The 20,719-nt window shown below is 44.3% G+C and carries 12 protein-coding genes, 2 tRNA genes and 3 rRNA genes; 7 read left to right on the top strand and 10 right to left on the bottom strand.

The window, feature by feature from the left end; genetic code table 11:
• Positions 1-30: 30 nt before the first annotated feature.
• Positions 31-525, top strand: a complete 495-nt coding sequence (locus tag ACXAFM_RS07660) for an SEL1-like repeat protein (RefSeq protein WP_474828319.1) — start codon at positions 31-33, stop codon at positions 523-525.
• 78 nt (positions 526-603) lie between these two features.
• Here the strand turns inward: ACXAFM_RS07660 and acnA are convergent, their stop codons facing one another.
• Positions 604-3,321: an aconitate hydratase AcnA gene (acnA, locus tag ACXAFM_RS07665; RefSeq protein ID WP_474834049.1), complete on the bottom strand. Its 2,718-nt coding sequence runs from the start codon at positions 3,319-3,321 to the stop codon at positions 604-606.
• A 474-nt stretch (positions 3,322-3,795) separates the two neighbouring features.
• Between acnA and ACXAFM_RS07670 the strand changes: the two genes are divergently transcribed.
• Entirely contained in the window at positions 3,796-4,257 is a 462-nt protein-coding gene (locus ACXAFM_RS07670) for a cupin domain-containing protein (protein ID WP_179982112.1), read from the top strand.
• A 176-nt stretch (positions 4,258-4,433) separates the two neighbouring features.
• Positions 4,434-5,180, top strand: a complete 747-nt coding sequence (gene gpmA, locus ACXAFM_RS07675) for a 2,3-diphosphoglycerate-dependent phosphoglycerate mutase (RefSeq protein WP_474828324.1) — start codon at positions 4,434-4,436, stop codon at positions 5,178-5,180.
• Positions 5,181-5,245: 65 nt separating this feature from the next.
• Here the strand turns inward: gpmA and ACXAFM_RS07680 are convergent, their stop codons facing one another.
• The 7 genes from ACXAFM_RS07680 to ACXAFM_RS07710 all read right to left on the bottom strand — a co-directional run bounded on the left by ACXAFM_RS07680 (position 5,246) and on the right by ACXAFM_RS07710 (position 12,737).
• Complete coding sequence (locus tag ACXAFM_RS07680; RefSeq protein WP_474828326.1) at positions 5,246-6,247, bottom strand: branched-chain amino acid aminotransferase; 1,002 nt, start codon at positions 6,245-6,247, stop codon at positions 5,246-5,248.
• Between the two features lie 206 nt (positions 6,248-6,453).
• Complete coding sequence (locus ACXAFM_RS07685; protein ID WP_474834051.1) at positions 6,454-6,990, bottom strand: PH domain-containing protein; 537 nt, start codon at positions 6,988-6,990, stop codon at positions 6,454-6,456.
• A 434-nt stretch (positions 6,991-7,424) separates the two neighbouring features.
• Positions 7,425-7,540 (bottom strand): 5S ribosomal RNA (gene rrf / locus ACXAFM_RS07690).
• Positions 7,541-7,659: 119 nt separating this feature from the next.
• Positions 7,660-10,535, bottom strand: a 23S ribosomal RNA gene (locus tag ACXAFM_RS07695).
• 402 nt (positions 10,536-10,937) lie between these two features.
• Positions 10,938-11,014 (bottom strand) — tRNA-Ile (locus ACXAFM_RS07700).
• A 37-nt stretch (positions 11,015-11,051) separates the two neighbouring features.
• Positions 11,052-11,127, bottom strand: a tRNA-Ala gene (locus ACXAFM_RS07705).
• 77 nt (positions 11,128-11,204) lie between these two features.
• Positions 11,205-12,737 (bottom strand): 16S ribosomal RNA (locus ACXAFM_RS07710).
• The 16S, 23S and 5S rRNA genes sit together here with 2 tRNA genes alongside, the layout of an rRNA operon.
• Positions 12,738-13,237: 500 nt before the next feature.
• On the opposite strand from ACXAFM_RS07710, the gene ACXAFM_RS07715 reads away from it, so the two are divergent.
• Positions 13,238-14,386, top strand: coding sequence for an iron-containing alcohol dehydrogenase (locus ACXAFM_RS07715; protein ID WP_474828330.1), 1,149 nt, complete (start codon positions 13,238-13,240; stop codon positions 14,384-14,386).
• A gap of 103 nt (positions 14,387-14,489) precedes the next feature.
• Positions 14,490-14,813 (top strand): DUF3392 family protein, encoded by a 324-nt coding sequence (locus ACXAFM_RS07720; protein ID WP_474828332.1) that lies wholly within the window; start codon positions 14,490-14,492, stop codon positions 14,811-14,813.
• Between the two features lie 24 nt (positions 14,814-14,837).
• On the opposite strand, the gene ACXAFM_RS07725 is transcribed toward ACXAFM_RS07720, so the two are convergent.
• Complete coding sequence (locus tag ACXAFM_RS07725; RefSeq protein WP_474828335.1) at positions 14,838-18,722, bottom strand: hybrid sensor histidine kinase/response regulator transcription factor; 3,885 nt, start codon at positions 18,720-18,722, stop codon at positions 14,838-14,840.
• A gap of 71 nt (positions 18,723-18,793) precedes the next feature.
• Here ACXAFM_RS07725 and ACXAFM_RS07730 point away from each other — a divergent pair, with 71 nt between their 5' ends.
• Positions 18,794-18,952: a hypothetical protein gene (locus ACXAFM_RS07730; protein ID WP_474828337.1), complete on the top strand. Its 159-nt coding sequence runs from the start codon at positions 18,794-18,796 to the stop codon at positions 18,950-18,952.
• Here ACXAFM_RS07730 and ACXAFM_RS07735 read toward each other — a convergent pair.
• Positions 18,949-19,467: an HAD family hydrolase gene (locus ACXAFM_RS07735; protein ID WP_474828339.1), complete on the bottom strand. Its 519-nt coding sequence runs from the start codon at positions 19,465-19,467 to the stop codon at positions 18,949-18,951. The genes ACXAFM_RS07730 and ACXAFM_RS07735 overlap by 4 nt on opposite strands.
• Positions 19,468-19,747: 280 nt before the next feature.
• Here ACXAFM_RS07735 and ACXAFM_RS07740 point away from each other — a divergent pair, with 280 nt between their 5' ends.
• On the top strand, positions 19,748-20,641 hold the full coding sequence (locus ACXAFM_RS07740; protein WP_474828341.1) for a DMT family transporter: 894 nt from the start codon (positions 19,748-19,750) through the stop codon (positions 20,639-20,641).
• Positions 20,642-20,719: the final 78 nt, after the last annotated feature.

Raw genomic sequence — 20,719 nt, forward strand, 5'->3', positions numbered from 1 at the left:
AAACAGAAAAAAGGAACGGAAAGGATACCAATGAAAAAATTTATCGCTGTTGTCACAATCATATCTAGCATTACTTTGTCTGTACCTGCGATAGCGCAGGTAAAGACAAAAAATCATATTTGGAAGTCTGAGTATCTTTCGACGTTGGATTTGGGACTACATGCTCTCAAGGCTGAAAAGTATGAAAAAGCGCTAGAGAAACTCACTGAGTCTGCCAAGATGGGTAATAAAGAAGGCCAGTACTATCTCGCACAGATGTACTTTCAGGGCTGGGGAACACCGGTCAATTATGAAGAGGGCTGGCTGTGGCTGAGCGTTGCAATGGAGCAAAAAACTGCCGAATGGAACCGCTCTTACCGTCAAATTAAAGACGCTCTACCCGAAGATTATATTAAAGCGCTAGAACCTTACGTCGAAGAATATATCACTTTATATGGTGCGGAAGCGCAAGATTTAAGATGTGAAAAGCGTTCGGCAATTGGTTCACATATAAAAGAAATCATTTGCGAAAAACGCTACTACTAGTAGTTAACTTTTGTAAATCAAACTAGGATAAAGGCTGCGGTGAAAACGCAGCCTTTACCACGTTTTTTGAATAGACGCTTATCGTTTTAAATACTCTCGAATAACGTAGTGAAGAATTCCACCGTTTTCAAAGTAGGTAAATTCGTTAGATGTATCAATTCTGATGTCCATCATAAAGGTGGTTGTTTGCCCGTCGTCTGACACAGCTTTTACTTCAACCTCGGTCTGCCCGCGCTCAACTGCCTCGATAGAGAACGACTCGTTACCTTTAAGCGCCAAAGAACTCGCGCTGTCACCTGATTTGAATTGAAGTGGCAGAATACCCATTCCTATTAGGTTAGATCGGTGAATACGCTCGTAGCTTTCTGCAAGCACAGCCTTCACGCCCATAAGAGATGGCCCCTTTGCAGCCCAGTCTCGACTTGAGCCAGTGCCGTACTCCTTACCACCAATGACAACTGCGGGTACACCGTCTTCTTTATAGCGCATAGCAGCGTGGAAGATAGACATGCTGTCGCCGCTCGGATAGTGGGTTGTCGCACTGCCTCGTGTACCCGGCGCCAGTTGATTTTGAAGACGAACGTTCGCAAACGTCCCTCTCATCATCACCTCATGGTTACCGCGACGAGAGCCATAAGAGTTGAAGTCTTTAGGCTCAACACCTTGTGCCTGCAAGTACTCACCTGCTGGGCTATCATTTGCGATGGCTCCCGCTGGTGAAATATGGTCTGTCGTGATTGAGTCACCAACTTTCACTAGGCATCGCGCATTTTCGATTGCCGTCAAGGCTTCCGGCTCTTTACCCATTACTTCAAAGAAAGGTGGATGCTTGATATAAGTCGACTCTGGCCAGTCATAGACAGATGTTTTACTCACTTCTAGCTCATTCCATTCTCCGGCGCCTTTAAACACGTCTGCATACTTTTCTTTAAACAAATCACCAGTAACGTTTTCAGCAATATATTGCTGAATTTCGTCTTCAGTAGGCCAGATGTCTCTAAGGTAAACAGGTGAACCGTCACTCGCTTGGCCTAGCGGCTCTTTAGTGATATCTATATTCATGTTCCCTGTTAAGGCATACGCGACTACTAAAGGTGGTGATGCAAGATAGTTTGCCGCTACGTCAGGGTGAATGCGTCCTTCAAAGTTACGATTACCAGATAGCACCGAAGTAACAGTAAGTTTCGCCTTTCTAATAGCATCAGTAATGGCATCAGGTAGTGGACCAGAGTTACCGATACAGGTTGTACAGCCATAGCCCACTAGGTTAAACCCTAGGGATTCTAACGGGTCCATAAGACCAGCATCTTCTAGATATTGAGTAACAACCTGTGAGCCAGGTGCTAATGATGTTTTAACCCACGGCTTACGTGTTAATCCTTTTTCCGCGGCTTTCTTAGCTAGTAAGCCTGCACCAACAAGTACTGATGGATTCGACGTGTTAGTACAACTGGTGATAGCAGCGATTACAATTGCACCATCTTCTAAGTTGAACTTGTTACCTCTGAACTCGACAAAAGAATCATGGTCTTCATCAACATCATCACTGGTTCCCAGCCCAGCCTCAGCAATTAAATCGGTTTCTTCATCTAGTACTTTCACATCAATTTGCGAACGATGCCATTCATTAAACGCTTCTGCTGCATTGTCTAGGGCAATGCGATCTTGTGGGCGTTTCGGCCCAGCAAGTGATGGCACTACTTCGCCCAAATCGAGTTCAGTTGTTTCATGGTACTGTGCATCTTTTGAATGATCATCATGCCATAAGTGACTAAGTTTGGCGTACTGTTCTACAAGAGCGATTTGGTCTTCATCTCGACCTGTAAGTCGCAAATAATCTAACGCAACATCGTCTATCGGAAAGATACCGCACGTTGCGCCATATTCTGGTGCCATGTTTGCGATTGTTGCGCGATCTGCCGTAGTAAGATGCTTAAGACCCGGTCCATAGAACTCTACAAACTTTCCAACAACGCCGTGCTCACGCAATTGCTGTGTGATAGTTAGCACCATGTCAGTAGCAGTGACACCAGCAGGTAATTTCCCGGACAATCTAAAGCCTACTACTTTCGGCAATAGCATAGTAACGGGTTGACCTAGCATTGCCGCTTCTGCTTCAATACCACCCACACCCCAGCCAAGTACGCCAAGGCCATTAATCATGGTGGTGTGAGAATCGGTACCCACAAGGGTATCTGGATAAACCAAGGTCTCACCATCTTGCTCTTTGGTAAAAGCACAACGAGCCAGATACTCTAAATTAACCTGATGCACGATACCGCGACCAGGGGGAACCACTTTGAAATTGTCAAAGCTAGACTGCCCCCACTTCAGAAATTGATAACGTTCTTTATTGCGCTCAATCTCTATATCGGTATTCTTTTCTAATGCATTCTCTTCAGCGAAATGATCAACCATCACAGAGTGGTCAATGACCAGTTCTACAGGGTTTAGGGGGTTAATTGCTTGTGCATCGCCTCCCAAGCGATTGACTGCATCTCGCATTGCAGCTAAATCGACGATGGCAGGAACGCCGGTAAAGTCTTGAAGAATAACCCGCGCAGGAACAAATGATACTTCGTGATCGGCGTGGTTGTCAGTGTCCCACTTAGCCACTTGCTCAATATCACTACTAGTTACAAACTCTTCATCTTCATGTCGGATTAGGTTCTCGAGAAGAATTTTAATACAAAAAGGTAGCCGGTCGAGCGCATACTGATTACCTATACTGTCAAAATTGACCGCCTTGAAGTTTTTGCCGTTTACTTCAAGCTGCGAAAAAGACTTATATGTCATACGCTCTCATCCTTCTTTGCCTGTTCATGAATATTGTCAACGTTTCAATTTTGCCAATGCAAGAAACGAGCGACGTGTTTAATCCGTCGCGTTATTTTCAAGTTTGTACGGCATAAACATGAAAAAAAGTTCACCTATTATTAGTTATTCGTATCGCCGCTTTTCGTTTCGACATGTGCCTCTAAAGAGGTGGGCGGAAAAAGTGTTTCCTATCAGCGAAAAGCAGCCAGTTAGAATAGTTAGCCTTTATGGACAAATAGAAGCTTTTGGCCTGTGGCGACAAGGAGGAAGTTATTACGAATGAAATGTCATACACCTCGTTCATTTACAAATATATAACATCCGTGTTTTCTTATAATCTTGCAAGCGGTATGCTAATTACCACGCTAAACGCCTAATACCTTGATACATGCTCAGAAAGTCATTGAAAAACGAGCACCGGTAAAAAAGCAATAACAACAATACGAAGTTATCATGACCCATCCGCTTATTAAGAAATACAACCTAGAACCTCATCCCGAGGGAGGTTTTTATCGTCAGGTTTTTCGTTCAGAAAATAAGACTACATCCTATGTCCATGGTGCCAGTCGTCCAGCACTCACCCATATCTATTTTCTTTTACTTAAGGGCCAAGTCAGTCGCTTTCATCGCGTTTTACACGATGAAGTATGGAATCACTATGAAGGTGCTCCTTTACAGCTATTCCAAATTCAAAAACAGCAGTTATGGGAACGCCGTATAGGTGGTGGCAACAACGATTATGTTGAAGTCGTTGAGGCGGGCAATTTTCAAGGAGCTGCAACTATGGGTGACTACTCACTTGTCGGTTGTACAGTCGCGCCAGGGTTTGATTTTGAAGATTTTAGCTTTATTGAAGAACCATCAATGAAAGAGTGGATAAAAGTTGCCCATCCAGACCTGACACGGTTTATTTAATAAATCTCTTAACTGAAAGGCAAAGACACGTCTTACCTGCGATTTTATAACCGCTTAAACTGGATTTTTAAGCGCCAATCAAGGATGATAACAGCAGTTTTTAAATATACGTCTGAACGTCCAACTTCTGGAATTATCTCAGACTATTTCACTTTAACGCCGCAGGTAACCCAACTATGTATAAATTGGTACTTATTCGTCATGGAGAAAGTCAGTGGAACTTGGAAAATCGTTTCACGGGCTGGCACGACGTTGACTTGACCGACACTGGTGTAGCACAAGCAAAGACCGCAGGTCAGCTTCTTAAAGATGCTGGATTTACATTTGATCAGGCATATACGTCTGTACTCCTTCGCGCAATCAAAACGCTTAATATTGCCCTTGAAGAAATGGGTCAACACTACCTTCCAGTTGAGCGCCACTGGCGCCTGAACGAGCGTCACTACGGTGCTCTGACCGGTCTAGACAAAGCGGAAACTGCTGCTAAGCACGGCGAAGAGCAAGTGAAAATCTGGCGTCGTAGCTTCGATATTCCACCTCCGGCAGTTGAAGACGATAGCGAACACTTCCCAGGTCACGACGCTCGTTATAACAATGTTGATGCTGATATTCTGCCACGTGGTGAAAGCCTGAAGCTTACTATCGAACGTGTATTACCTTACTGGCACGACGTTATTCGTCCAGACATCCAAGCTGGTAAGCGTGTAATTATTGCTGCCCATGGCAACAGCCTTCGTGCCCTTGTTAAGTATCTAGATGGTATGTCAGACGAAGAAGTGTTGGGACTAAACATTCCTACAGGTGTACCACTAGTATATGAACTAGATGAAAACCTTAAGCCAATCTCTAAAGAGTATCTTGGCGATGCTGATGCAATTAAAGCAATGATGGATGCAGTTGCAAAGCAAGGCAAAGCGAAGTAATCGAGTGCCTTTTTAGATACGAAAAAGCCTGCTTAAGCAGGCTTTTTTATGGGTATCTAATTAGACTAATTTGGCACTTTGACTAGCCAGTTGTGGGTATCTTCGGCTTTACCCCATTGGATATCATTTAACGCCTGTCTAAGTTTCATTGTCACCGGGCCAGCTTCGCCGCTTCCAACCTGATACTCTTTGTCGTTATGAATAAAAGTACCCACTGGCGTAAGCACAGCCGCTGTACCAGACAGCGCCGCTTCTGTATTTGGTTTTGCAGAGCGTTCTAATAGCTCTTCAACTGTAATATCGCGCTCACTTACTTTCATGCCGTGATCTTTAGCAATTTGAAGAACGGTTGCACGGGTTACTCCGTGTAAGAAGCTAGAGTCCAACCCTTTTGTAATGATCTCGTCACCGTCAATAAGTAAGAAGTTTGCTGCACCGGTTTCTTGAACGTCACCATTAGGACAAAACAGTATTTGATCAGCTTGAACTTCCGCGCGCGCTTTAAGAATAGGTGGTAAAGCACTGGCATAATTACCGCCACTTTTAACCATTCCCATATGTGGAGCACAGCGCATTCCAGTTTCATCTAACAACAAACGAAGCGGTTTTGCTCCGCCGGCAAAGTAATCGCCGACCGGAGACAATAATACGTATAGCATTGAATCCGCTGACGGTGCTGCAGCTTTGCCAATGGACGCTTCTGTACCGATATGAGTAGGACGAATGTACATAGAACCAGGAGGCTCTGGAACCTCAGAAGCGTATTTAGCAACAATATCAATAATCATCTTTTCAACTTGCGCTTTATCTATTTCAGGCAAATTTAAAAGGCGGCTACTTTGAGCAAAGCGCTCAATATTCTTATCCATTCTAAATATATTGATGCTGCCATCTTCATGCTTAAATGCTTTTAAACCTTCAAAGCATGTACTCGAATAGTGAAGCACGTGCGCACCAGGGTGAAGTGAAATGCTGTCTGCACTGACAAATTCGGTGTCAGTCCATTGATCGTTGACAAAGGTAGTAAGCGCCATTTGTGGCATGAATACTGTACCGAATACGGCCATTAGTTCGTCCTATTTACTTCGACTAAAATGTTATTCGCAAGAGTTTACCAAAAAACCTACACATTGCTAAAAGTAAGTCGACTCTATTAAGGCTTTTATCGAATAAGACCGTCTATGAATACTGACAGTGAGAAGAATTAAGGGTCCCAAAAGCAAAGAAAATGCTTTAGACGTAAGCTTTTCTGTAAGACGTTAATCTTGAATGTTTACTGTTTTCCTTCTAACGCTTTTTCTAGCAACTGTTCTATTCGTTTAACGCTTTCAATAAGTATCTTCAAATCACCGTTTTCATCGACTTCTTCTTTAGGGAACGTGCTATTATTTATTAGTAACTTGTCTTTTTGTGACAAAATTGTCTCTCTGAATGCATCGGCGTCATTGATACCAATAAGTGAAACCAAAGCGCCTTGCGCCGATTGCCCAGCAGTTTCGAATGACAACCGATATAAATTGAAGAGCCGCATTAACGGTCCTTGGACCATAGCTACATCGGTAATTTTCTCTAAAGGAATAGACTTCTCTTCTTTGTTAAATACACCTCGTTTTACGACCAGCTTTCGCTCTGTAACAACAGCAGACATAGCGGCCATTATTTTGCCACTGATCAGGAAAAACAAGGGAATGGATACAATCAAGAAAGGTATACCTACTATAGTGATAGACGACACCAACAGTAAACTTAAAAGCCAGTAGGTTTTTACCGCAGGGTTAAAGGTAGCTTCAAATATTACTCTCTCAGACATCATCAGTTCCTTTTAGTTGGATATATTCAAGTATAACCCTAACAAGTGCGAGAAATGGTAAACAATTTTCTGGTTATTATTGATGCGCTAAGTAATAGCTTTTGAAGTCAGAGTGTATTTCTACGTTGCCAATAAGACGCAAAGAAAGTTGACGCTTACTAGAGTAATACAGTGGCACCTAATGAAATAAAGTACTCTGCTCCCTCTTTGATGTTCGCTGGAACATGGCCAGTGAATTAATGTACTCTGACCCCATTTTTTCTTTCTTCCAAACGCAAAAAACCCGCCATTAGGCGGGTTTTGTCGTGCAAAATCGTGACGCTCTTTGTCACGACTTTTGCGCAAGGAGGACACACAGTACGCTCAGTTTTTTACTACAACGTGCCTATACGAAAAAAGCCCTTGTCATAAGACAAGGGCTTCTTAGAATTAGGACCTGGCAGTGTCCTACTCTCACATGGGGAAGCCCCACACTACCATCGGCGCTAATACGTTTCACTTCTGAGTTCGGAATGGAGTCAGGTGGTACCGTATCGCTATGGCTGCCAGGAAAAACTGGTAACAATCTAGAAAACTGGATATCAATTCAATCAGTGAGTAACTACTTTTCACTCTACTTACTTTAGCTTGTCTACAACACTCAAAAGCCTAAAGCTTTTTGGGCGTTGTATGGTTAAGCCTCTCGGGCAATTAGTACAGGTTAGCTTAACGCCTTACAACGCTTCCACACCCTGCCTATCAACGTCATCGTCTATAACAACCCTTCCAGAACTTAAAGTTCAGGGATGACTCATCTTTGGGCCGGCTTCCCGCTTAGATGCTTTCAGCGGTTATCCGTTCCGAACATAGCTACCGGGCAATGCGATTGGCATCACAACCCGAACACCAGCGGTTCGTCCACTCCGGTCCTCTCGTACTAGGAGCAGCTCCCATCAATCATCCAACGCCCACACCAGATAGGGACCGAACTGTCTCACGACGTTCTAAACCCAGCTCGCGTACCACTTTAAATGGCGAACAGCCATACCCTTGGGACCGACTTCAGCCCCAGGATGTGATGAGCCGACATCGAGGTGCCAAACACCGCCGTCGATATGAACTCTTGGGCGGTATCAGCCTGTTATCCCCGGAGTACCTTTTATCCGTTGAGCGATGGCCCTTCCATACAGAACCACCGGATCACTATGACCTACTTTCGTACCTGCTCGACGTGTCTGTCTCGCAGTTAAGCTAGCTTATGCCATTGCACTAACCTCACGATGTCCGACCGTGATTAGCTAACCTTCGTGCTCCTCCGTTACTATTTGGGAGGAGACCGCCCCAGTCAAACTACCCACCAGACACTGTCCACAATCCCGATAAGGGACCAATGTTAGAACATCAAACATACAAGGGTGGTATTTCAAGGACGGCTCCACACAATCTAGCGACTGTGCTTCAAAGCCTCCCACCTATCCTACACATGTAGGTTCAATGTTCAGTGCCAAGCTGTAGTAAAGGTTCACGGGGTCTTTCCGTCTAGGTGCGGGTACACAGCATCTTCACTGCGATTTCAATTTCACTGAGTCTCGGGTGGAGACAGCGTGGCCATGGTTACACCATTCGTGCAGGTCGGAACTTACCCGACAAGGAATTTCGCTACCTTAGGACCGTTATAGTTACGGCCGCCGTTTACCGGGGCTTCGATCAAGAGCTTCGTCCGAAAACTAACCCCATCAATTAACCTTCCGGCACCGGGCAGGTGTCACACCCTATACGTCCTCTTACGAGTTTGCAGAGTGCTGTGTTTTTAATAAACAGTCCCAGCCACCTGGTCACTGCGGCCTCCATTTGCTTACCACGCGAGGTGTTCACAAACAGAGGCGTACCTTCTCCCGAAGTTACGGTACAATTTTGCCGAGTTCCTTCACCCGAGTTCTCTCAAGCGCCTTAGTATTCTCTACCTGACCACCTGTGTCGGTTTGGGGTACGGTTCATATAATCATAAGTTTAGAAGCTTTTCCTGGAAGCAGGGCATCAACAACTTCACTCCCTTGGGAGCTCGTCTCGTGTCTCGGCCTTGAAAACCCGGATTTACCTAAGTCTTCAGCCTACGCACTTTCACTTGGACAACCAACGCCAAGCTTGCCTAGCCTTCTCCGTCCCTCCATCACTGATTATATAAGTACGGGAATATTAACCCGTTTCCCATCGACTACGCATTTCTGCCTCGCCTTAGGGGCCGACTTACCCTGCCCTGATTAGCATGGGACAGGAAACCTTGGTCTTCCGGCGTGGGAGTTTTTCACTCCCATTATCGTTACTCATGTCAGCATTCGCACTTGTGATATGTCCAGCAAGCTTTACAACTCACCTTCATCCACTTACACAACGCTCCCCTACCCAGCATGTAAACATGCTGCCGCAGCTTCGGTATATTGCTTAGCCCCGTTACATCTTCCGCGCAGGCCGACTCGACTAGTGAGCTATTACGCTTTCTTTAAAGGGTGGCTGCTTCTAAGCCAACCTCCTAGCTGTCTATGCCTTCCCACATCGTTTCCCACTTAGCAATATTTTGGGACCTTAGCTGGCGGTCTGGGTTGTTTCCCTCTCCACGACGGACGTTAGCACCCGCCGTGTGTCTCCCGGATAGTTCTCATTGGTATTCGGAGTTTGCAAAGGGTTGGTAAGTCGGGATGACCCCCTAGCCTTAACAGTGCTCTACCCCCAATGGAATTCGTCCGAGGCTCTACCTAAATAGATTTCGGGGAGAACCAGCTATCTCCCGGTTTGATTGGCCTTTCACCCCCAGCCACAAGTCATCCCCTAACTTTTCAACGTTAGTGGGTTCGGTCCTCCAGTTGATGTTACTCAACCTTCAACCTGCTCATGGCTAGATCACCGGGTTTCGGGTCTATACCTAGCAACTAAACGCGCAGTTAACACTCGCTTTCGCTACGGCTCCGCTATTCGCTTAACCTTGCTACTAAATATAAGTCGCTGACCCATTATACAAAAGGTACGCAGTCACCCCGAAGGGCTCCCACTGCTTGTACGTATACGGTTTCAGGTTCTATTTCACTCCCCTCACAGGGGTTCTTTTCGCCTTTCCCTCACGGTACTGGTTCACTATCGGTCAGTTAGGAGTATTTAGCCTTGGAGGATGGTCCCCCCATATTCAGTCAAGATAACACGTGTCCCGACCTACTCGATTTCACTGTAAAGATTGCGTCGTGTACAGGGCTATCACCTTGTATCGCTCCTCTTCCCAAAGGATTCCACTACATTCAATACAGCTTAAGGGCTGTTCCCCGTTCGCTCGCCGCTACTAGGGGAATCTCAATTGATTTCTTTTCCTAAGGGTACTTAGATGTTTCAGTTCCCCTCGTTCGCCTCGTTACACTATGTATTCATGTAACGATACCTGTAAACAGGTGGGTTTCCCCATTCGGACATCTGTGGCTCAAATGCATTTTGTCGGCTCACCACAGCTTTTCGCAGACTTACACGTCCTTCATCGCCTCTAACTGCCAAGGCATCCACCGTATACGCTTCGTCACTTAACCATACAACCCCAAACAGCCTTTTGACTTCTGTCTAAGTTATGTCGTATGCATGACAAGCTAATCGGAAGAATTGCCTTGCTATCAAATCATCGATTGATAACAAGCAATTCAGTCAAGTAGAGTAAAAAGTCATCTTTCGATTTCTCAGTTACTCAATTTTGATTGATTACTATTAATATCAGCTTTCCAAATTGTTAAAGAACTATCGTGCAAAATCATGACGCTTTTTGTCATGACTTTTGCGCAAGGAGGACCTACATTACTCTTTCAAGTATCGTAAATGCTCCCTCAGGGTAAAAAACCCTAATCAATCTTTACTGAAACAGTAAATATTCATTAGGATTTCGGGTCCAACGTGACACGTTTCTACCTTTGTTACCTTCCTTTCTTAAATTAAGGAAATGGTAGGCTTGGGCAGACTTGAACTGCCGACCTCACCCTTATCAGGGGTGCGCTCTAACCAGCTGAGCTACAAGCCTTCAGTACTTCGCTTATGCAAGCTCAGTGTCAAGTAGATGGTGGAGCTAAGCAGGATCGAACTGCTGACCTCCTGAATGCAAATCAGGCGCTCTCCCAGCTGAGCTATAGCCCCATAAACTTGTGTCGTTCTTCATTTTAAACAAGACTATCTGTGTAGGCACTGCATCAAGGCGTCTATCGACGTAATGGTAAGGAGGTGATCCAACCCCAGGTTCCCCTAGGGTTACCTTGTTACGACTTCACCCCAGTCATGAAACACAAAGTGGTAATCGTCCTCCCGAAGGTTAGACTAACTACTTCTTTTGCATCCCACTCCCATGGTGTGACGGGCGGTGTGTACAAGGCCCGGGAACGTATTCACCGCAGTATTCTGACCTGCGATTACTAGCGATTCCGACTTCATGGAGTCGAGTTGCAGACTCCAATCCGGACTACGACATTCTTTAAGGGGTCCGCTCCACATCACTGTCTCGCTTCCCTCTGTAAATGCCATTGTAGCACGTGTGTAGCCCTACACGTAAGGGCCATGATGACTTGACGTCGTCCCCACCTTCCTCCGGTTTGTCACCGGCAGTCTCCTTAGAGTGCCCAACTTAATGCTGGCAACTAAGGACAAGGGTTGCGCTCGTTGCGGGACTTAACCCAACATCTCACGACACGAGCTGACGACAGCCATGCAGCACCTGTGTCAGAGTTCCCGAAGGCACCAATCTATCTCTAGAAAGTTCTCTGCATGTCAAGTGTAGGTAAGGTTCTTCGCGTTGCATCGAATTAAACCACATGCTCCACCGCTTGTGCGGGCCCCCGTCAATTCATTTGAGTTTTAACCTTGCGGCCGTACTCCCCAGGCGGTCTACTTAGCGCGTTAGCTTCGCTACTCACGACTTAAAGTCACAAACAGCTAGTAGACAGCGTTTACGGTGTGGACTACCAGGGTATCTAATCCTGTTCGCTACCCACACTTTCGCACATGAGCGTCAGTCTTTGGCCAGGGAGTCGCCTTCGCCACTGATGTTCCTCCAGATATCTACGCATTTCACCGCTACACCTGGAATTCCACTCCCCTCTCCAAGACTCTAGTCTGCCAGTTCTAAATGACCATCCCAGGTTGAGCCCGGGGCTTTCACATCTAGCTTAACAAACCGCCTGCGTGCGCTTTACGCCCAGTAATTCCGATTAACGCTCGCACCCTCCGTATTACCGCGGCTGCTGGCACGGAGTTAGCCGGTGCTTCTTCTGTTGTTAACGTCACGGCTAGCAGGTATTAACTACTAACTTTTCCTCACAACTGAAAGTGCTTTACAACCCGAAGGCCTTCTTCACACACGCGGCATGGCTGCATCAGGGTTTCCCCCATTGTGCAATATTCCCCACTGCTGCCTCCCGTAGGAGTCTGGGCCGTGTCTCAGTCCCAGTGTGGCTGATCTTCCTCTCAGAACAGCTAGAGATCGTCGCCTTGGTAAGCCTTTACCTTACCAACTAGCTAATCTCACTTGGGCCTCTCTTTGCGCCGGAGCCGAAGCCCCGTTTGGTCCGTAGACATTATGCGGTATTAGCAGTCGTTTCCAACTGTTATCCCCCTCACAAAGGCAAGTTCCCAAGCATTACTCACCCGTCCGCCACTCGTCAGCGAAGTGCAAGCACTTCCTGTTACCGTTCGACTTGCATGTGTTAGGCCTGCCGCCAGCGTTCAATCTGAGCCATGATCAAACTCTTCAATTAAATATATCGAAATATGAATCGTCGTTGTGACACTCTTAACGAGTGCCCACACAGATTGTCTTGTCTAAATTTTTAAAGAACATTCACTAGAAGCCTTGCTTCTTAGTGACTCACCCTGTTCGAGTGAGGTGCGCATTATACGCTGGAAGTTTTCAGTGTCAACACTTTTTGAAAATTTATTTTCGAAAGCGTTTCTTCTAAACTCCCGTCTTTACTGGCCTATAAAGGTAGTAGAGACTTACTTCAGGAGGGTTGCTGTTTTGCTTTTCCCCCGAAGCGGATGCGCATTTTAGGGAAATGAGCGCTCACGTCAACAAGTATTTTAAAAAAAACCTTATTTTTCGATCGTTTGCATAAACAATGCGCAATACGTTCATAAAAACCACTAATTAACCGCGCTTTTCACGATCTATAAGGTTAGTTAATTGGTAAGTCATGCTGTGTACTATAAATTAATAGAACAGTATTTGAACGTGTACGTGGATTATTAAGGGGTTCGCATGAAGGTTTCTGAATTTAGAACCGCTGGAAAACTCATAACGGGTCTTGGTGCTATAAAAGCTCTCACTGATGAAATGGCGAGATTATCCATAAAGGACTGTGCCATCGTTACTGACAAAGGCGTTTCGTCATCCGGTCTTCTTGATCAACTACTCACACTGCTACCCTCCTCACCGTTACTTATTATTGATGACATTCCACCTGAGCCTGAAGTGAATATCATAGAGGATAAGTTAGCGACACTTCGTGAGAAGCAAGTAGACGGAATTATTGCTCTTGGTGGAGGTAGCGCTATTGATAGTGCAAAAGTACTTGCAGCTACATATGATCATGCCGGCCCCCTCAGTGAACTCTTCGGTGAAAATACGCTTTCAAAACGTCGTTTGCCTCTTATTGTTATCCCTACTACCGCAGGTACAGGTTCAGAAGTTACCAACATTGCTATCTTGTCAGACCCGATAGCACAGATGAAAAAAGGGATTGTTAGCCACTGCTTGTTACCCGATGTTGCTATTGTTGCACCTGAGATGACAAAAACGTGCCCACAGTCGATTACAGCAGCGAGCGGTATAGACGCATTCGTTCACGCGCTTGAAGCTTATATAAGTGTAAATGCCAGCCCAATTACCGATGCACTAGCAGAGAAAGCACTGAAGCTTATCTTTAATTCATTACTTCACGCTTATAGTAACGGTGAGAACTTATCAGCACGGGAAGATATGGCCACCGGCAGTTTAATGGCCGGTCTTGCGTTTGGAAACGCGGGCGTGGGGGCAGTACATGCCTTAGCTTATCCACTAGGGGGACGGTTTCATCTGTCACATGGCATGAGTAACGCGGTAATGCTACCTCATGTATTGAAAGTAAATGCACCGTTCTGCCAAGACAAACTTTATTGTGTGGCTAAGCTTTTAAAGGTATGTGAGCGCCACCACCCAAAAGAGGAGGCAATAAAACTATTATTAGTTGCTGTAGAAAAACTGTGTCGCGATGTTGGCATTCCCGCTTCACTCACCCACTTTAATATTTCGCCTTCTTGTGTAGGTGAATTAGCAGAAGAGGCGAGTAAAGTGACTCGCCTTCTTCGCAATAATCCCAAGCAATTGAGTATTGAAGAGATTGAAGATATCTATCGGCTTGCTTTTTAAAGTGGTCTTACCCACCAATTTCAATTCAGCCTTAGTTAACGCTTTTATACTTGCCGTGGTTATAATGGGCACACAGTAACAACGTCATAATAGTAGTAATTTTATGAGTCAACTTTTCAGTGCCCTTTCTCGCGCATTAAGCCCCTATTACACCGAAATGAGCATTATGCTTATGGCCACAATTTTAGTGGTGTACGGCGACCTGATTAACGGCCATGTAAAACGCATACTGGCACCTTATCATTTCATCATTCGCGTTAGTTTGTTTGTAGTCCTTTGTGCCTTCGGCTATGGCGCACTAACCTTATACGGCGCACCGTTCTTAAAACACACCCTAGCCTACTTGCCTTGGCAGTACCAAGGTGCAGGCTACGTGGCTTCGTTTCTGTTGATTGGCTTTTTGGCTGAGAGGCGTAAGTATGTTTAGCAGCTTTTTACCCCGTCTAAAAAACTAAGCGACTGTTTTACTATATTGCTCGATGTACTTTTTAGGTGGTAGGTGCATGACCTTCTTGAAAGAAGTAGAAAAGTAAGCCGCTGTTCCAAAGCCAACATCTAAACATGTATCTAAAATACTATTTCCCTCTAGCAGCAGTGGGATAGATTTTTCAATTCTGAAGCGCGACAGAAACTCGCTAAAATTGTACTCGAACAATTCAGACATCCTTCGATTTAAGCTTCTTGGACTTATCAATAACTGAGAAGCAGCTTGGTCTCGATTGAACGCTTCGTCTTGATAATTCTTCTCAAGTACAGCGATAAAATTCAGATAAAACGCCATATCCTTCTCGTTATCAAATTCTGGAATTGTTAAACACCCAAATTTGAAAACGGGAAGCGTGCTTTCATCTTCTTCTTTTTCTTTTGCTTCTCTGACAGACAATAAATGTTCAACACGCAGTATTATCTCTTCATTTGAAGCTGGCTTCGCTAAGAAGTAATCTACCTTTTCCTCTAACGCAGCTTTCTCGAGTTCAGTTCCTATTTCAGCAGTCAGCATTAATATCGGAATATTTGCATAACTTGCATTGCTGCGAATAGCTTTAGTTAAACTAAGCCCGTCCATTTCATGCATCATTTGATCTGTTATTACTAAGTCCACCAAATAATGTTGCATTACATCTAAGGCTTGGACACCGTTTCGCGCAACTAGGCAGCGGTATTTGTCAGAGAATAGGTCAAAAAGATAAGAACGGAACTCTCTGCTGTCATCAACGATTAACAGCGATTTCTTATTTGTTTTAGCATCCGCTGGCAAAAGATTTTCAGCGTGCGAATTCACAAAAACAATATCGTCAATCGGAAGCGTTACGGTTATTTTCGTACCCACACCTTTTTGACTCTGAAGTACAACATCTCCTTGGTTCAACTCTACTAGAGTTTTAACCATAGCCAGCCCTACACCATTTCCATCTAATTTAGTGTTACCTTTAGCAAACCTTTCAAATACTTTGCTCTGTAAGTTTTCCTCAATTCCCTCACCATCATCAGTTACAGTAATCTTTAGTGCCTTACTATCCTGTATAGCGCTTACCTTTATCGTGCCAAGTTCAGGTGTAAACTTGATAGCATTTTGGACTAAGTTAGCCACGATTTTCTCAAGGCTTTCACTGATCAGAGACACACTTTTTTTAACCTTTATCCGCACTTCTAGATTTTGCCTTTTTTGCTTGGCTAAAGGTTCTAGAGATAACAAAATAAAACGGATATTTTCGGGTGAATAAGACTTGTAATAATCTTCTGCTTTGAAAGCTGTAGGGACATCCTGACTCATCTGATTAATTAATTGCTCGACCCTTTTCACATTGTCTTGAATGCAGACTAATTCTTTGCGCGTGCCCTTATCTGCGTCAGGAATTTTTTCTAACGAGCCGTTAATCACTTGGATTGGTGTTCGAAGTTCAGAGGTTATTTCGTTGATGAAACGCTCTTTACTGCGAAGCATTTTTTCGAACTTTGAGTGTCCATCTGTTATTTCATACCGCGTGAGATGAGTGTATAGCGAGGTGGTTTTGAAATAACCCCAAAGCGCTGCTAAATATTTCAACCTATATGCAATAAGCAGACTTAAAGCCACAAGAAAATATCCGCCTAATGCATACCGTTGGAGGTATATTGGTTGCTCTACCTCGAAACTAAGAGACGTAATCGGGTTTTCGCCACCGCTTACTCTTGCTTGGAATTCATACCGACCAGGCTCTAAATCTGCCATGGTAAGAAATGCTTGGGGTAAAGGGTGTAACTTCCACTCTTCGTCCATGCCTAAAATTCTAAACTCTAACTTTTCATTCTCATGGTTAGAAAAACTGCTCGTCCTAAAATCAAGAGAAAGTTTATCGAAATCACTTTCTAACTTTATAGTCTCTTCAAACGCTATCGGCTGTGAATAAACTTTATGAGTTTGCATCCCACTATCGGCCCACTCTGCTCTAGTAAATACAACTTTACTTTTTAAGCTGTCTTTGGCTTTCATGGCTGCTATCGCTTTTTCTTCGTCAACCAGATAAGAATACTTATCGCCAAGAATAATCAACCTTTCACCAAACTGGTGTATCCCTCGATATTCGAAATCTGTATCAAATACGCCGTCGCTTTCATTGAAGGAAACTAGTTTCTTATCTGAAGTGACCACAAAAAGCCCCATATTGGTCAAAAACCACAAGTGATTACTTTCACTATATAGGGCTCCTCTAACAAACCTAGCTCCAGTACCAGCTAATAGGTCGGAGGTACTTATTTCTCCTGTGACTTTATTTATCGATTTGATACCCTGCCCTGAAGTACAAAGTAAGAAAACTTCTTGCATTTCAATCAAGCAAGTAAGCCCTACCCATCCACCGTCATCAGGTGAAATAGACTTCCAATTAAACTTGGACATTTGTATATGAAAATTACTATCGCTATCAAACCCTGCTATTTCACCTGAAGTTGTTAAGAATGAGCTGAGCATTTTCCGAGGTGCAGGGATCTTATCTACTATTACGCCATCATTTAATATATCGTAAAAAGCTTTACTCCCATCATCATAATACAAATAGAGAAGCGAGCCTGATTGCTGAATGGCATGACTAAACCTAGAACTGCAGTAATCATCATGAAAGCTATAACTTTTAGAAAGTTCGGCATACTCAAATAGATTTTCATCAATACAGCGGTTCCCTCCCCAAAAACTGAAGGGCTTTAACTCTCCTGTTTCTATGTTTATAAGATAATCTTGCCTTTGAGTACTAACTCCATACCCAAACTCATCACTAAAGCCAAACGACTTAATGTTTTGCCTAAGTACTTGTTCATCTTTATGTATTAGATTAATAGCTTCGTGAGACTGTGTAATTGAGATAAGACCAAGCTGAGACGAGGCCAGTAGTAATTCGCCTGAAGGAAGTTCTGCTAATTTTACGATACTCCTAATACCGTCTGAAGTTATGAGCGGCGCCATAAAATCAGGTTTGTTAATTTTTCCATCATTTAATTCATAAAGACCTCCTGCAGCGACAAATATCCTGTGAGAATTTGAGACATAGATATCTGAAACAGGGCCAACAGGGTACTGAGGATTTCCAAAAGGGAAAAACGACTTATTGTCAGTTACGGTGTCCCAAACATAGACCCCCTCGCTACCACCAAGGTAAAGAGTCTCGCCGAGCACTGACACGACATCGATCGATGAAAGACTAGTTAGAAAACTATCTACGGGTATTATTTCGCTCGTTTCTTTTTTAGGATCAATTTTAACTAACCCACTTTCAGATCCAAGGTAAATCAAGCCATCTACTGATACTGCCAAAGAAAGTACATTGCTTACATTACCCGGCGCAACGTTTGATGCCCACTCCTGAAGCTCTCCGGTCTTTTTGTCAACAACGATAATTCCAGTAATTAGTGAAACTACTGTGTACTGCTCAAGAACCCCTATCTTCCAAGCATATCGTGGCCACTTATCTCCAGAACGAAATTTTTCTATGGCACCCGTGTCTGTCCTGTATTTGAAAACCCCTACACCAAATTCGACGATCCAGAGTGTATATTTTCCATCATAGTATAAGTCTGAAATAGTCCCCCGCTCATTAGGGTCGATGTTATATTCTAACTTCTCTGAACGACCGCCTAAATACCTAAACAAACCATTTTCTGAAGCTATATAGACTGCATTGCCAACAACTTCAGTATCTCTAATTATTCCTACGGGAATACCAGCAAATTTAGTTTTCCCGTTCAAAGTAACACCAAAAGCACTAACACTTTTTGAATAGGTGAAACAAAAAAACATAAAAATTGCGCCAATAATGACCAATTTTCCAAAAAGTCTAATTCTTGTCTCTAACTGCAAATCCATATGTCTTTAGCCTTGTTATTTTTTAAATGCTTTCTTTAAGCAATAACAAACTTTATAAAAAGGAATTAACTATGAGTATCGAACAAAATATGAACATGCAAGAGTTGGCAGAGGAAGACTATACTAAAGTATATGCAGGCACTGGGCACTTTTGCTTATTAGAAGAAGACTTAATGGCAATAATGCCCGAATTTCCAACTCTACCTTCGGGTCATAAAGTCGACATCTAAACCAACAACCACTTCATCCCAGCATTCTCGGCGGCTTGCTGGTCATAAATAAAGTCGCCTACATACAGGCAGTCTTCAGGTTGAAGCTGCCATGTGTTCGCCACTATTAATAAGGCGGTTGGGTCGGGTTTGGCTGGGGCATCTTCGCGGGTTATCACGTAGTCGATAGGTATACTGTTATTGGCTACCTTAATTGCGGTGGCTTGTCGGCAGTTGCGGGTAACAATTGCCATGGGGAGCTTGTGTGCCTGCACTTTCTCTACCATGGCTTTGCCAATGGGTAACCACTTGGCGTTTTCTGCATCGTCTAGTTCGTGTTGCAAAATAGTGCGGTGGGCGTTGGCTTTGGTTTCGGCGCAGCTAAGGGCTTCAACAAAGGTAAGAATGTCTTCGTTTTGTGGGCAGCCTACATCGGCACGCATTTGCGTGAAGTTAAGGCTAGACTCTACCAAGGTGCCATCTAAATCAAATATCACACCTTTTATGCCGCTTAAGTTCATTTGCTCAATACTCACGGTTTTCTCGTCCTTTTACTTCACTGTTATTCTTAAAGTTCGGTTAACGCCCACTTAATTGTGGACTGCGCTTAACTTACTCACTAACCTTGCCACTAACATAATGCCACGAATGCCTTTAGCCTTCTGTTACGTTTGCTTAAGGCTATGATGTTCTGACTAAAAATCAACTGAATGATTTAAGTTTACCCCGCCCACACCTTGCATTAGCATAGCCGCTCTTTTTGTCAGACTACTTATTTGCCCCAGCGTTATTGGGCAAAGTTTTAACAGGTAATTTATGGGTGTTTTTGCTGCGCTAGGTACAGCGCTTTGTTGGGCCATTGCTGCACGCTTATTCCGGGGAACCGGTAACGCGTTTTCGCCACTAACTATGAACTTTTGGAAAGGCCTAATTTCAATTGCCATTTTAGCCTTGGTTTTAGTTGTGGTTCAGCCAACCGGGCTTACCACCAGCGCAGTGTTGTGGCTATTACTTAGCGGCCTAATTGGCATAGGCATTGGCGACACCTGTTTCTTTAAAGCCCTACAAAGTATTGGCGATAGCCAAGCGGTACTGGTTGCCGAAACCCTTGCGCCTTTATTTACCGCGCTTTTCGCTATGGCCTTTATTGGCGAATGGATTACCTGGCAGCAGTGGGTTGGCGTTGCGGTGGTACTGTTTTCGGTAGATATGGTGATAAAGGCACGTAAACGCAGTTCTACTCATGTATTTGCTACCAGCGGTTATTTATATGGCGTAGGCGCCGCACTATGCCAGGCCATTGGCGCGGTAGTCAGCCGCGACATTTTAAGCGCTGGAGAAGTTGACGCTGCAAGCGCGGCATTTTTGCGCCTAGTGGGTGGTATGGCCTTTGTGATACCGCTTATCGCCTTAACCAAAACCCGCTATATACCTGTTATCGACTATCAAAGTAGCCACGGCAAACGCATATGGCCTGCCTTTGTATTAGCTACTCTGCTTGGCACTACTGCAGCTATTTACTTACAAATGTTTGCATTTGCCTATGCCAAAGCTGCCGTGGTTCAAACCCTTATTGCTACAAGCGCGTTAATGTCGCTAGGGGTTGCCTGGGTACTTGGTGAGAGGGCAACAAAAGCCACTATTGCATGGTCTGCCGTTGCATTAGTAGGCGTTGCAATTTTGGTAAGCTTTGGATCGTCGGTGCATTAAAGGCCGTTTACTTTTTACCTTCAAGAAATATGAGATTCAGACACAAAAAAGCCGTAAGTTTTAAGGGCTTCATGTGGT

It is taken from the genome of Alteromonas sp. ABD4_190 (genome assembly GCF_056160105.1).

What these genes read in the sequence shown, in the direction of transcription:
- ACXAFM_RS07660 (WP_474828319.1), top strand. Translation starts at nt 31, where the DNA reads ATGAAAAAATTTATCGCTGTTGTCACAATCATATCTAGCATTACTTTG.
- acnA (WP_474834049.1), bottom strand. Translation starts at nt 3,321, where the DNA reads ATGACATATAAGTCTTTTTCGCAGCTTGAAGTAAACGGCAAAAACTTC.
- ACXAFM_RS07670 (WP_179982112.1), top strand. Translation starts at nt 3,796, where the DNA reads ATGACCCATCCGCTTATTAAGAAATACAACCTAGAACCTCATCCCGAG.
- gpmA (WP_474828324.1), top strand. Translation starts at nt 4,434, where the DNA reads ATGTATAAATTGGTACTTATTCGTCATGGAGAAAGTCAGTGGAACTTG.
- ACXAFM_RS07680 (WP_474828326.1), bottom strand. Translation starts at nt 6,247, where the DNA reads ATGGCCGTATTCGGTACAGTATTCATGCCACAAATGGCGCTTACTACC.
- ACXAFM_RS07685 (WP_474834051.1), bottom strand. Translation starts at nt 6,990, where the DNA reads ATGTCTGAGAGAGTAATATTTGAAGCTACCTTTAACCCTGCGGTAAAA.
- ACXAFM_RS07715 (WP_474828330.1), top strand. Translation starts at nt 13,238, where the DNA reads ATGAAGGTTTCTGAATTTAGAACCGCTGGAAAACTCATAACGGGTCTT.
- ACXAFM_RS07720 (WP_474828332.1), top strand. Translation starts at nt 14,490, where the DNA reads ATGAGTCAACTTTTCAGTGCCCTTTCTCGCGCATTAAGCCCCTATTAC.
- ACXAFM_RS07725 (WP_474828335.1), bottom strand. Translation starts at nt 18,722, where the DNA reads ATGGATTTGCAGTTAGAGACAAGAATTAGACTTTTTGGAAAATTGGTC.
- ACXAFM_RS07730 (WP_474828337.1), top strand. Translation starts at nt 18,794, where the DNA reads ATGAGTATCGAACAAAATATGAACATGCAAGAGTTGGCAGAGGAAGAC.
- ACXAFM_RS07740 (WP_474828341.1), top strand. Translation starts at nt 19,748, where the DNA reads ATGGGTGTTTTTGCTGCGCTAGGTACAGCGCTTTGTTGGGCCATTGCT.